The organism is Finegoldia sp. BIOML-A4, assembly GCF_009679635.1.
In the GTDB taxonomy this organism is placed as follows: Bacteria; Bacillota; Clostridia; order Tissierellales; family Peptoniphilaceae; genus Finegoldia; species Finegoldia magna.
The window spans coordinates 82,741-96,252 of sequence record NZ_WKZC01000002.1 but is presented as its reverse complement, the minus strand read 5'-3'; the positions used below and the strand labels follow the sequence as shown (position 1 = coordinate 96,252).

Sequence of the window (13,512 nt, the reverse complement as noted above, 5' to 3'; positions counted from 1 at the left end):
AATATGTTCAAGCTAGATTTTTCAAATACGACAAGTCATAATTCTGTGGATACTTTGAGAACAGAATCCGTAAATGCTTTAGAAAAGCTTTTAAACAAATCCTGTGAAGGCAAGGAATTCACAGGATGGATTGATTTGCCAAAAAATTACGACAGAGAAGAATTCGAGAGAATCAAAAAATGTGCTAAGAGGATAAGAGAAAGATCTGATTGTTTAGTTGTTATTGGAATCGGTGGAAGTTATATGGGAGCTAAGGCGATTGATTATGCGATGAGCGATTATTTTGAGAAATCGGACATCGAAATCATCTACGCTGGTTTCCAATTGTCTTCTACGTATTTGGCTGAACTTTTGGAATATTTGAAGGACAAGGATTTTTGTGTAAATGTAATAAGCAAATCGGGAACTACTACAGAGCCTGCAATCGCTTTTAGATTTATAAAAGAATTAATGGATGAAAAATACACAAAAGAAGAACAAAAGAACAGAATTTTCGCCACGACTGATAAACAAAAAGGTGCATTGAAAGAATTGTCTGATATCAATGGTTATGAAACTTTTGTAGTGCCAGATGACATCGGGGGAAGATTTTCCGTTCTAACTTCTGTTGGATTGTTGCCACTTTGCGTAAAAGGACTGGACATTGACAAATTAATGGTTGGCGCAGCAAATGCAATGGAAGATTTTACACAACTTGATTACGAATCAAACTTTGCTTTGCAATACGCTTCATTCAGAAATAACATGTATCGCAATGGAAAAGACATCGAAATACTTATTAATTACGAAATGAGATTGAAATATTTTTCTGAATGGTTCAAGCAATTATTCGCAGAATCGGAAGGAAAAAACAATAAGGGAATATTCCCGATGATGTGTAATTTCACGACTGATTTGCATTCAGTAGGTCAAATGATTCAAGATGGACAAAAAAATGTATTTGAAACTGTGATTTCAGTAGAAAATCCACGCAAAGATTTGTATATAAAATCCGATGCTGATAATTTGGATAATCTGAATTATTTGAGCGGTAAATCAGTGGATTATGTGAATAAGATGGCTATGCAAGGAACGCTTAATGCGCACTTGTCGTCAAATGTTGAAAGTGTTGTCGTGAAAATTGATGAGATTAATGAAGAAAATCTAGGATATATGATTTATTTCTTTGAAATGAGTGTAGCAATTTCAGCACTTGTTTTAGGAGTGAATCCTTTTAATCAACCGGGAGTTGAAGAATACAAGAAGCAAATGTTTAAATTATTAGAAAAGCCGGGTTATTAATATGAAAGAGAATTTAAAGAAAATAGTTTTGTACGAGAAAAGCTACGAAATTTCGAAAATAATATTGGTTTTATTGACATCTGTTTTATTTTTGAAATTTGCTAAGGTAGACCATGTTTTTGTTAAATCGTTTTTTATAACTGTGTTTTCATTCGTGCCAATAATAGGAGCGGGAGTGTATTTTATTCCAGCAATCATTCTTAATTTATTAGAATCAAATACGCTCTATCTAGCGATGTATGCGTGGTTATTTTTGGCATTAATTAGCATTGATAAAATAATTTACAGTGTGTTTTACGATTTGCCATTTGATTACAGCCCAATATTTTATGTTATTATGGGAATGATTTTGTATTTGATATTTGGCAAATACATATTGATGGTGTTTAGTTTGTTTGTTTACGGGATAAACGTGTACAACAATTACAACAAGTACAAGAAAACAAAAGCTTTTTACAATAAAGCTTTGTTCAATTTCATTGATTTGAAACAAATTATTCAAGAAAATTAGAATGCGGAGGAAATTGTGGAAAAACTATTGATTGCAAGAGGAAACGAAGATATCGAACTTCTTTCAAATAAAGTAAATCAACATGGGCTTATCGTAGGAGCGACTGGAAGCGGAAAGACAGTTACATTAAAAGTATTGTGCGAATATTTCTCAGATTTGGGAGTGCCAACTATTTTGTCAGACGTTAAGGGAGATTTGTCAAACTTAGCATCGGTTGGTGAAATGAACGATAATTTAAAATCCAGACTTGATGAAATGAATATCACAGATTTTAATTTCAAAAACTATCCTGTAAATTTGTGGGATGTCTACGGAGAAGCTGGACTTCCATTGAGAGTTTCTGTATCTGAAATGGGACCAATTTTGTTATCGCAAATTTTGGATTTGAACGATACACAAGCTGGAATTTTGAATATTGCATTCAGGGTTTCAGATGAGGAAGGACTATTGTTGTTGGACATAAAAGATTTGCGTTCTATGCTTAATCATTTGTCAGACAACAGGGAAGTTTATTCCAAAAAATACGGAAATATCACAACTCAAAGTATCAGTGCAATCATGAGAAAATTATTGTACATCGAAGATATGGGTGCAGATAAATTCTTGGGAGAGCCAAGTTTGGATATAAGAGATTTGATGAAGACAGATTCTGATGGACGTGGATTTGTGAATATAATTTCTGCGGCAAGACTTATTAACGACAAAAACTTGTATTCGATGTTTTTGTTGTGGCTATTATCAGAACTTTTCGAATCACTACCAGAAGTTGGAAACCCAGAAATTCCAAAACTTGTGTTCTTCTTTGACGAAGCACATTTGTTATTCGATAATGCAAACAAGATGATAATGGATAAAATTGAACAAGTTGTAAGACTTATTCGTTCAAAAGGTGTGGGAATATTCTTCATAACACAAAACCCACTAGACATTCCAGATTCGATTTCTTCGCAATTGGGAAATAGAATTGTGCATCAATTGAGAGCTTTCTCTCCAAAAGAATTGAAGGCTGTGCAAAAAGTTTCTGAAACTTTCAGAGCAAACGAAGATATGAATGTAAAAGATGAAATTGTAAACTTACGAACAGGTGAAGCGTTGATTTCATTTTTGGATGAAAAAGGAGCACCAAGTATAACTAAAAAAGGACTCGTGCTTCCACCACACTCATCGTTTACGCCACTTTCTAAATCAGACGTGGATTATATTGTGAAAAACTCTGATTTGCATCAAAAATATTCACAATCAATCGACAGAGAATCTGCTTATGAAATACTGCAAAAAAAATTGCAAAATCAAATCAAAGAAGAGCCAGAAAAACAAACTAAGAAATCTAAAAAACAAGAAAAATCTCCGATAGAAGATTTCGCGTCTAAAAGCATCAACTCCATGCTTGGTAGTTTTACAAGACAAATCGGAAGAGACATCGCGCGTGGAATTTTCGGATCAATAAAAAAGAGCATAAAATTTTAATAAACCTCCCATGTGGGAGGTTTTTTAATGCCAGTAAATTTTATTTTATAGTTTTTCGGCGGCTAATACTAACGGTCTAGAATTTTCCTTATCGAATTCTGATTTGTTAAATCCTCCGTATATTTTTATATTCTCAAAACCATTTTGTTCTAAAAGTGTTACTAATTCATCAGATGTTATTGGAAATAAATTAACGTCGTTTTCAATAGATTTATCACCTGCTGTCATAACTGTGTTAAATCTTATAAAATCACCATTTCTGAAATATTTTCTTACAAATTCCACTTTTTCATTTTTGATAGTAGGAAGATTTCCTAAGTAATCATCATCTACTTGTAAAAATGGATGAAAATTAATGATTTGAATTACAAGATTTCCTTTTGTGTCTAACTTGTTGTAGCACTTTTTCAAGAATTCATTTATTTTTTCTGAAGAATCTAAGTGTACCAAAGAATTTCCAATGCAATAAATCAAACCGAAATTATCTCGCAATTTGTCGATATCTAGCATATTCATACATTTAGCATCGATTTTATTTTCATTAATTGCTTTGTTCACAAACTTTTCTTCCAAATCAATCCCCATCACATCAAATCCATCATCTTGAAGTCTTTTCGCAACTTTTCCGGTGGCACATGCTACATCCAAGATTTTGCCGTGAGAAAGTTCTTCTAAGAAACTAATTTGCTTATCATTTGGCTGGAAAATATCTTCGTAATTATCTGAAATTGAATCGTAAAATTTACTCATATCATCACCTCTAATGTAATTATACCCAAAAGAATGTTACAATTTTATAAAGTTGTCATAATTTTGTAATAATTTCAAATCCTGTGATATAATTAGATAAATGAGGTGGAAACTTGATACGTAATAATCACGATAGATTTCTAGAAGAAAAAAGAAGACGTGCAGTAAAACGAAGGATTGTGTTTTCTGTATTTCTTCTAGTAATTCTATTTTCAATCATAAAAGTAAAAAACGATAGGCAAGAGCATGCAGCTGAACAAAAACAAGCTGAGATAGCTCAGGAGCAAAAAACTTCAGTCCAACAAAACTCCAAACCAGAAGAACCAGTGGAAAAAGAGAAAACTGATGAGGAAGTTTTTGAAGAAATCAAAAAAACTGAAAATATTTACCAAAACACATTTAAGAGAAATGAATTGTTGCACAATTTGGAAGTTTACGCTAAGTACAATCCTAATGCAAAATTGGTGATGAAAAACGCTGATGACATTCATCCATCTCTTTTAAAACTTGCTGGTAATAACTACACTGCGGTTAATTTCGTGGCGAAAACAATTGACTCTACAATTAAAAACGACTATTCATATCCAGAAAATGCAAATAATTCAAATGTGCCATTGTATTTGCAGTGGGACAAGAGATGGGGTTATGAAAAATACGGCTACGGAATTATTGGATTTACAGGATGTGGCCCTACAAGTTGCGCAATGGCTATGTCGTATTTGAAGAACGACCCTTCAATCACTCCAGCAAAAATAGCTGAAGAGAGTGATCGCAACGGATATTCTTCATCAGAAGGAACAAGCTGGGGATTTTATCCTTATATAGCAAGAAAATACGGATTGAAAGCTGTTCAAATGGATGCGAATTATAATATTATTAAAGAAAATCTAAAAAAAGGAAATCCAATTCTAATTTCTGTAAGACCTGGAGATTTCACACAAACGGGGCATGTAATGGTGATTTCGGGAATGGATGCAAATGGCAATATTATAATCAACGATCCAAACAGTTTTACTAATTCGCAAAAATCATGGAAATACGATAGATTACAACCACAAATCAAAGCGATGTGGGTGTTTAGTAATGGAGTATAAATGAAAAAATACACAAAATACAAAAAAGATCTTGAATATTCTTATACAATGGGACCTTTTCCAACTTATGAACTTATTGAAAATAAGGCTGATATTGTTGAGGAGGTCTTAATTTCTGAGGATTTCAATGACACAGAAAAATTAATAAAAATATTGAATGAGAAGAAAATTCCTTATACGATTTCGAGTAAACAAATCAACAAAATTTCACTAAAAGACAAGGAATATGTGATTGGAGTTTTCAAAAAAGAAAAATCAAATTTCAAAGAAAAAAACCACATAATTTTGGACGGAATAGACAATATGGGAAATCTTGGAACGATTATGAGAAGCATGCTTGCATTTGGTTACAAGGATTTGGCGTTGATTTCAAATACTTGCGACGTTTACAATCCTAAAGTTGTACGTGCGAGTATGGGAGCTTTTTTCAAATTAAATATTCAAAGATTCGATAATCTAGAAGATTACAAGAAAAATTTCCCAGAAAATAAGATTTATTCGTTTTTGCTAGATGAAAGTTCAGATGAACTTGGCGATGTGAAGTTCGAACAACCATTTAGCTTGGCATTTGGAAATGAAGGGGCAGGGCTTCCAAAAGAATACTACAATGAAAATAAGATTTTCATCAATCAATCTAAGGATGTGGATTCCTTGAATTTACCGATAGCTTGTTCCATTGCAATGTATCAATCGAGTGTGATTTAATGAAGAGAGTATTTGTATTTGATTTGGACGGAACGTTGATAGATTCTATTGAAATGATAAATAATTGTTTCAACCATACCACTAAAAAATTCGGACTCAAACCCGTAGAAAAGGAAAAATTTAATTATTTTCTTGGAGATGGACCTAAAATTTTGGTGGAAAAATCTCTGGATTATTTAATAGAGCGCGATAATTTGAATGAAGCAGTGATTAATTCGAAATTTTCTGAAATCTACGACAGCTATATTGAGTATTACAACGGCTATGACGATAAGAAAACGCAGCTGTATCCATACATTAGAGAAAGTTTGGATAAATTAAAAGAAATGGGCGCACTTGTTTGCGTATGCACGAATAAAACACTTCCAGCAGCGGAGAAAATTTTGAACAATTTATTTCCACAAGGCTATTTTGATTATGTGTCTGCATTGGAAGATGAAACCAAAAGAAAGCCTAATCCATTTTTGCTAGAAAAAATCGTGGAAGATTTGGTTATTAAAAAAGAAGAGATTGTATATTTTGGAGACACTGACACAGATATTGAGACGTGCAAGAATGCGAATGTAACAAGTGTTGGTGTTGAGTGGGGATTTAGAGAAAGAGAAGAACTCGTAGAATCGGGAGCAGATTTTGTGATTTCTGATCAAAGAAGGATAGTTGATTTTTATGGAGAATTACCAAAAAATATTGGATAAGACAATTGAAAATCTAAATGGAGGAGAAACACTTCTTCTTCACAGTTGTTGTGGTCCTTGTTCTAGTTATGTTTTGGAATATTTGTCACAGTATTTTAAGATAACTATTTTGTTTTACAACCCAAATATTTCTCCACAATCTGAGTTCGATAAGAGAGTTATGGAGCAGAAAAAAGTCATCGCAAATACAAAAGCAAAATATCCTATTGACATAATCGTTGACAAATACGATCCCGATGAATTTTACGAAAGAGTTGCTCCTTATAAGGATTTGGGAGAGAAATCACAGCGCTGTTATGAGTGCTACGATTTGCGAATCGACAGAACTTTCGACATTGCAGATGAGATGGGTTTTGATTTTGTAACGACGACGTTATCGGTTAGTCCTCATAAAAACAGCCAATGGATTAATGAAATCGGAGAAAAATTAGAACAAACTCATAAAACTAAATTCTTGCATTCTGATTTCAAAAAGAAAAATGGCTACAAGAGATCAATCGAATTATCGAAGGAATTTGATTTGTATAGACAAGATTACTGTGGGTGCGTTTACAGCAAAAAAGAAGCAGAACAACGACATAATAATGATTGATTGAATCGGTGATTTTTATCGCCGATTTTTTATTTCTAAAATATTTAAAATGAGAATTATGTGACAAAATTATTATAAAAATTTGGAATTATAGTATTTGAATCGGCTAAAGTTGTTTGATATAATAAGATAAAGGAGATTTTATGGATTTTGAAAAAAATGTAATGGTTAGGAAATATAACGATGGAGTTATAGAAGAAGTAGAAGATGTTATTCTTAGAGAATTTTTGTTGGATATCAATATTAATTCGAAACCGATTGTTAAACTTTTGTGTATTGAAAAGGATTTACAAGAACTTGTGACGGGATATCTTATCACGGAAAATATTTTAAGAGCTGAAGATATACAAAGCGTAGATATACGTATTAATGGAAATATTTGTAATGTTGAGTTGAAAGATATCGATAACACTCCAAGTCATGTGACTACAGAAAGTGGCGATTACAAAAATGTTCCATACAATTTTACAAACAGAAATGAAAAAGTCACTCCGATTGATTGGGATGAAGAAACGCTGTTGAAGATTTCCAATTACAATTTATCGGGATCTCAATTATTCAAAGAAACTGGCAATGTGCATTCTGTTGTTTTGGCAAAAGGGGAAGAGATAATTTGCCAATGTGATGACATTGGAAGATACAACGCTTTTGACAAAGCCGTTGGAACAGCTGTATTGAAAGGCGAAAAATTATCCGATCTGATTGCGTTTACTTCCGGAAGAATTCCTTCATCAATCGTTCAAAAATGTATCAACTCAGGAATTTCTGTCATAGTTTCTAGAAGTGCACCAACGGATATTTCTTTGGAACTAGCAAGTAAATATAATCTGTCCGTAATCGGCTTTTGTAAACAAAGTCGTTTAAATATTTATAGGGATTTTAGAAAGAAGGATTAGTTATGAAAAAATTAGCGGATTTTTTGTATGCCATTATGGCAGGGGCATTTATTGCTATGGGCGGAGTTGTGTTTTTGAGCCTAAACAATAAAATCGTTGGAGCATTTATGTTCAGTTTGGGACTTTTTGCTGTGTGTACTTTAAAGTACAATTTGTTTACGGGAAAAGTTGGATATCTGTTCTGTAATGATGTGAAAACTTATTTGCCATGGTGCTTGATGGTGTGGGTTGGAAATTTAGTTGGTAGTATTATCGTAGCGGAATTGGTTCGTCTTACAAGAGTTGCTCCGGGAATTATCGAAAAATCCACGAAATTGGTTCAAGTAAAAGCAGACGATACTTTGATTAGTTTGTTTGTTTTGGGTATTTTCTGTAATATTATGGTTGTTCACGCTGTGGATCAATACTTAAACAATCCTCACGAAATTGGAAAATATTTGGGAATTGTAATGAGTATTATGGTATTTATCCTATGCGGATTTGAACACTGTATTGCAGATATGTTTTACATTCAAATGGCAAGAATGTGGAATTCACAAACAATTATCGCTCTAATTGTCATTACTTTAGGTAATGTATTGGGCGGAATTTTGATTCCAACAATGAGAAATATAAACACAAAATTAAAAAGTGAATAAGGTTGAATAAATGTTATTACAAGTAGAAAAAGCTAAGGAAATTCTTAGAAAAACACAAGAAAAAGCATCTGATATTGAAGAAATTGATATCGATGATGCTTATAACAGAGTTTTGGCGGAGGATGTGTTGGCGAAGTTCAACAATCCTCCTTATCCAAAAAGTGCAATGGATGGATACGCTGTAAGTAGCAAAGATTCTGACAAATTATCGAAAAAGAAAATTATTGGGACGAATTTTGCAGGTGATTGCAATGACTTTAAATACGAAGAAAATACTTGCGTGAGAATAATGACAGGTGCATTCGTACCACAAGGCTACGATGCAATTGTAAAACAAGAAGACTGCGAAGTAGTTGATGATTTTATTGAAATCAAAAAATCTTACAAGCCTTTTGATTACTACATCAAAGAAGGCGAAGATGTGTCCAAAGGAGATTTGTTAATTCCTAAAAACACGAGGATTTCTTCAGTTGATTTATCGATTTTGGCTTCAAATGGTTATGCAAAAGTTAAAGTTTATAGGAAATTAAAAGTAGGGCTATTGTCGACAGGATCTGAATTGTTGTATCCAGGGGATGATTATACTCCAGGTAAAATCTACAGTTCAACTACTTTTACATTGAAATCTATTCTAAAAAATTCGGGCGTAGAAGTTGTCGAACAAAAAAACTGCATGGATGATGAACAATCAATTATAAGAGAAATAAAAAACCTAACGCAAAAATCAGATATCGTTATAACAACGGGCGGAGTTAGTGTTGGTGACAAAGATTTAATGGAAACCTGCATGAAACAAATCGGAGAAGTTTTGTTTCATAGAATTGCCATGAAGCCTGGAACTCCAGTGATGGCATCAAAAGTAGGTGACACAATTGTGTTGTCGTGTTCTGGAAGTCCGTTTGCAGCTTTTTGTAATTTTGAAGTTTTATTTTGGGATTTGTACAATAAATATTATGGATTAAATGTAAAACAATTTGAAAAAGGAAAAGTTGTAAAAGGATCGATGAAACCTTCGAAGCTTCAACGATACGTCAGATGTTTTGTAAAAGATTCTGAGATTACGATTTTTGATAAGCACAAAAATTCCATGCTACAAGATTTGACAAATTGCAATGCGCTTTTACTTCAAAAACAAAATGAAAGCTTGTATGTGGGTTCAAACGTAGATTATATATATTTGGGTGAAATATGAGAGTTTCTGTAGGAATATTGGCTGGCGGGAAAAGCGTGAGAATGGGTCAAGACAAGTTTGATTTGAACTTTTACGGTCACACTTTTATAGAAGAATTAATAGATAGGTTCAAAGATTTTGAAGTAATTGTTTCATCTAATACAGCCGATTATTCTCCAATTAAAACTGTAAAGGACACTTATATTGATGCGGGACCTTTGAGTGGAATATTGGAGATTTTAAAAAATTCTACAAATGAATATGTATTTATAACTTCTTGCGATATGATAAATGTAAAATCTGATTTGGTGGATTTTGCAGCATCTATCGCAAGTTTTTCAGATGAAGCTGTAATTTTTGAAACAGATGAAAGATGCTATCCTACTTGCGGGATTTTTTCGAAAAAAATAATTCCTATTTTGGAAGAAATGCTGGAAAGTAAAGATTATCGTGTGATGAATTTGATTAATAAAATCGATACGAAATTTGTTAATTTGAAATACACAATTTTTGAGGATGAATTTGTTAATATTAATTATCCAGAAGAACTGAAACAAAATGCGACGCCTTTGATTTGTATCTGCGGCAAAAAAAATAGTGGCAAGACTACTTTTATTAAAAAGCTTGTTTATGAATTGAAAAAAAGAGATAAAACCTGCTCGGTAATTAAACACGATGGGCACGATTTTGAGCTTGATTTCAAAGATACTGACACTTTTTATTACAAAGAGTACGGCGCTTGTCAGACCTTGATTTTTAACGATAAATACTTTAAATTAGATGGTAGGAGTAAAAATATTTATGATTTGATCAAATTATTAGACGATGTTGATTTGATTATTATCGAAGGAATGAAGGATTCAGATTTCATTAAATACGAATGTACTCTTACAGATGATTTGGTATGTAGCGATGTGAACAAATACGCAGTTATCAGCGACAGGAAATTTCCGGGTTTCGATAATTTCGATATCAATAATCCATCAGAATTTGCAGACTACATTATTCGAAAATTTAAAATTTAGAAGGTATTTATGGAAAATATTTTGTGCAATATGATCAAAATAAATCGTGGAAATGATGTTTTGGTTTTAGATAAAGTAAAAAAATACGGTTGGGAAGGGTTAACTTTTCCAGGAGGTCATGTCGAAAAGATAGAATCTATAACTGAATCTGTCATTAGAGAAGCGAAAGAAGAAACTAATTTGGATATTGAAAACATAAAATACGTTGGAATGATTAGCTGGTACGACATTGACAACGACGACAGAATTGTTGGATTTCTGTACGAAACTGATGATTTTTCTGGAGAATTGGTAAAAGAAAATGTCGAAGGGACATTGGAATTTATAGATTACGAAGAATTAAAAAACATGGATGGACATAGCGATTCTATGGGTGAAATTTTCGCTATTTACGACGGAAAATATTCTGAAATCGTGCTTTATTATGAAGATAATAAATGCGTAAAAAAGGAGTGTTATAAATAGTGAGAAAAGCTAAAGGAATGATGTTCGCCATAATATCGGCGTTGATTTTTGGATTTACACCGATTATGGTTAGAGAAACTCTGAGCAATGGAAGTAACGTAATTATGACTTCTTTTTTGAGGGGGTTTTTCGTAATTCCATTTTTGATTATTTCATTGAAAAGCAGAAATGTCAGCCTAAAAGTTACAAAGCAAGAACTGAAAAAACTGATTTTAATGTGTAGCATTGGTGGTTGCATCACAATGACAATGCTTTATGCTTCATATCAATACATTTCCGTTGGGCTTGCAACTTCTATCCATTTTATTTTTCCGACTATTGTTACAGTTTATTCGGTTATGTTCCTAAATGAAAAGATGACGAAATACAAATTCATCTCACTAATAGCATCGATAATTGGAGTAATTTTACTAGCAAATAATGTCGGTGGAAGCAGTAATTTTCCGTTGGGAATGTTCTTGGCTGTGGCATCTGGTTGTACTTATTCTTTTTATTTGATTTATATGGATGTATCCGGACTTAAAAACATGGACAGTGTCAAAGTTACATTTTACAATTGCACAATTAACTCAACGATGCTTTTTGTATTTGGGCTTATTACTGGAGATTTTACATTGTCTTTATCAAGATATGCGTGGATTATTGCATTCGTGATTTCGATATTGGTTTCCGTATTTGGAACGCTTTTCATTCAACTTTCCATTGTGAATGCTGGTGTTAGCACGTACACGATTTTTTCGACCTTGGAGCCAATTACATCAGTGATATTAGGAATTATTTTATTTAACGAAACTACAGATCCAAGAAGATTGCTTGGCTGTTTTATGATATTTATGTCGGTGATGATACTGGCAGTTTCAACTAGATTTCAAGAAAGAAGAGCAAAGGGAAGTGTAAATAATGAATGATGTTGAAAGATTAAAACAAATTGTAGAACAAAGTGACAAAATCGTGTTTTTTGGTGGAGCAGGAGTGTCCACTGCATCTGGAATTCCAGATTTTAGATCAGCAACGGGACTTTACAACAAGAAAAACGACAGCGATTTTTCACCGGAATATATGTTAAGTCACGAATTTTTCGTGACACGTCCCGATTTATTCCAAAATTATGTATTGGAAAATTTGATTATCGATGGAGTAAAACCAAACAAAGCTCATTTGTCTCTGACAAAGTTAGAAAAAGCTAACAAATTACTTGGAGTAATCACTCAAAACATCGACAGCTTAGACAAAATGGCAGGGACGAAAAATATCGCAGAAATTCACGGCAATTTGAGAGATTATTATTGTGTAAATTGTGGTGCAAAATACGATTTGGATTATTACAAACAACAAAGACCATGCAAATGTGAAAAATGTGGAGGTGTTGTTCGTCCAGATGTTACATTGTACGGAGAAGTTCCACCACAAAGTGAATTTGCAAAAGCAATCAATTGGATTAACAAGGCAGACACGATGATTGTAGCTGGAAGTTCGCTTGTCGTGTATCCTGCAAGTGGTCTTATCAATTATTTTAGAGGAGATAATTTGATACTAATTAATCTAGATCGTACAAGCTACGATAATATGGCAAATATCGTGATTCATGACGATATTGCAAAAACTTTAGAATATGTGACGAGGGATATAGATGAAAGATAAAATCAAAAATTATTTGCAAAAAGTGTACGGAGTGGATTTTTTGTCGAAGACTATGATAGTAGTCGCTCTGATACTTTCTTTGATTAATTTAAAATTTAAAAATAGAGTTATAGAAGTCATTACGATGATTTTAATTGTGTATTTCGGAATTTTCAGAGTTTTTTCTGTTAATAAATATCAACGAATGATTGAGAATCAAAAATTCTCAAAGGCTGTAAAACCTATGACTGATTTTTTTGAAAAATACAAAATCAGAGCCGCAAATTCCAAGGACAAGAAGTACATTAAATGTCCTAACTGCAAAAAAGAAATGAAAATTCCAAGAAATAAAGGAAAAATCAAAGTAACTTGTCCGCATTGTGGGCATAAATTTGTGAAGAAAAGTTAATAAAAATGAGAAAATCTATTATTGAGTTAGTCGCTTGATAATAGATTTTTTTGTGTTTTTATTTGATAAATTATTCGGATAAAAGTAATAATTTGGGTTAATATTGTATAAATGGCTAAAATTTAATGAGTTTATGTATATAAATTACATATAATTGACCACATGAACAATAAATGTTATCATTAAAAAAATT

The 13,512-nt window shown here is 32.6% G+C and carries 16 protein-coding genes; 15 read left to right on the top strand and 1 reads right to left on the bottom strand.

Translation table 11 applies throughout. The annotated features are described in order from the left end of the window. Positions 1–3 precede the first annotated feature (3 nt). From GKG01_RS02845 to GKG01_RS02835, 3 genes are read left to right on the top strand one after another with little or no spacing between them, the layout of a single operon-like run. On the top strand, positions 4–1,281 hold the full coding sequence (locus tag GKG01_RS02845; RefSeq protein ID WP_154271381.1) for a glucose-6-phosphate isomerase: 1,278 nt from the start codon (positions 4–6) through the stop codon (positions 1,279–1,281). Position 1,282: 1 nt separating this feature from the next. Then, on the top strand, positions 1,283–1,792 hold the full coding sequence (locus tag GKG01_RS02840) for a hypothetical protein (RefSeq protein ID WP_154271379.1): 510 nt from the start codon (positions 1,283–1,285) through the stop codon (positions 1,790–1,792). Positions 1,793–1,807: 15 nt separating this feature from the next. Then, a complete protein-coding gene (locus GKG01_RS02835) occupies positions 1,808–3,259 on the top strand; it encodes a helicase HerA-like domain-containing protein (RefSeq protein ID WP_172975085.1) in 1,452 nt (483 codons plus the stop codon). 45 nt (positions 3,260–3,304) lie between these two features. Here GKG01_RS02835 and GKG01_RS02830 read toward each other — a convergent pair whose 3' ends face one another. Beyond that, positions 3,305–4,009: a class I SAM-dependent methyltransferase gene (locus GKG01_RS02830; protein WP_154271377.1), complete on the bottom strand. Its 705-nt coding sequence runs from the start codon at positions 4,007–4,009 to the stop codon at positions 3,305–3,307. Positions 4,010–4,122: 113 nt separating this feature from the next. On the opposite strand from GKG01_RS02830, the gene GKG01_RS02825 reads away from it, so the two are divergent. The 12 genes from GKG01_RS02825 to GKG01_RS02770 all read left to right on the top strand — a co-directional run bounded on the left by GKG01_RS02825 (position 4,123) and on the right by GKG01_RS02770 (position 13,319). Next, positions 4,123–5,103 (top strand): C39 family peptidase, encoded by a 981-nt coding sequence (locus GKG01_RS02825; RefSeq protein ID WP_154271375.1) that lies wholly within the window; start codon positions 4,123–4,125, stop codon positions 5,101–5,103. Beyond that, complete coding sequence (locus GKG01_RS02820; RefSeq protein WP_154271374.1) at positions 5,104–5,808, top strand: TrmH family RNA methyltransferase; 705 nt, start codon at positions 5,104–5,106, stop codon at positions 5,806–5,808. Continuing rightward, the gene (locus GKG01_RS02815) at positions 5,808–6,503 is read left to right on the top strand and encodes an HAD family hydrolase (protein ID WP_154271371.1); all 696 of its coding nucleotides are present in this window, start codon (positions 5,808–5,810) and stop codon (positions 6,501–6,503) included. Before GKG01_RS02820 ends, GKG01_RS02815 begins: the two co-directional genes overlap by 1 nt. Beyond that, a complete protein-coding gene (locus GKG01_RS02810; protein ID WP_154271370.1) occupies positions 6,475–7,095 on the top strand; it encodes an epoxyqueuosine reductase QueH in 621 nt (206 codons plus the stop codon). Before GKG01_RS02815 ends, GKG01_RS02810 begins: the two co-directional genes overlap by 29 nt. Before the next feature lie 143 nt (positions 7,096–7,238). Next, on the top strand, positions 7,239–7,991 hold the full coding sequence (gene fdhD / locus GKG01_RS02805; RefSeq protein ID WP_154271367.1) for a formate dehydrogenase accessory sulfurtransferase FdhD: 753 nt from the start codon (positions 7,239–7,241) through the stop codon (positions 7,989–7,991). 2 nt (positions 7,992–7,993) lie between these two features. After that, entirely contained in the window at positions 7,994–8,629 is a 636-nt protein-coding gene (locus GKG01_RS02800) for a formate/nitrite transporter family protein (protein ID WP_154271365.1), read from the top strand. Between the two features lie 10 nt (positions 8,630–8,639). Then, positions 8,640–9,821, top strand: coding sequence for a molybdopterin molybdotransferase MoeA (locus tag GKG01_RS02795; protein WP_154271364.1), 1,182 nt, complete (start codon positions 8,640–8,642; stop codon positions 9,819–9,821). Beyond that, entirely contained in the window at positions 9,818–10,825 is a 1,008-nt protein-coding gene (gene mobB / locus GKG01_RS02790) for a molybdopterin-guanine dinucleotide biosynthesis protein B (protein ID WP_154271362.1), read from the top strand. The genes GKG01_RS02795 and mobB overlap by 4 nt, the downstream gene beginning before the upstream one ends. 9 nt (positions 10,826–10,834) lie before the next feature. After that, entirely contained in the window at positions 10,835–11,290 is a 456-nt protein-coding gene (locus GKG01_RS02785) for an 8-oxo-dGTP diphosphatase (RefSeq protein ID WP_154271360.1), read from the top strand. Next, complete coding sequence (locus GKG01_RS02780) at positions 11,290–12,198, top strand: EamA family transporter (protein ID WP_172975084.1); 909 nt, start codon at positions 11,290–11,292, stop codon at positions 12,196–12,198. Before GKG01_RS02785 ends, GKG01_RS02780 begins: the two co-directional genes overlap by 1 nt. After that, positions 12,191–12,931 (top strand): NAD-dependent protein deacylase, encoded by a 741-nt coding sequence (locus tag GKG01_RS02775; protein ID WP_154271358.1) that lies wholly within the window; start codon positions 12,191–12,193, stop codon positions 12,929–12,931. Before GKG01_RS02780 ends, GKG01_RS02775 begins: the two co-directional genes overlap by 8 nt. Then, on the top strand, positions 12,921–13,319 hold the full coding sequence (locus GKG01_RS02770; protein WP_094205255.1) for a hypothetical protein: 399 nt from the start codon (positions 12,921–12,923) through the stop codon (positions 13,317–13,319). The genes GKG01_RS02775 and GKG01_RS02770 overlap by 11 nt, the downstream gene beginning before the upstream one ends. Positions 13,320–13,512: the final 193 nt, after the last annotated feature.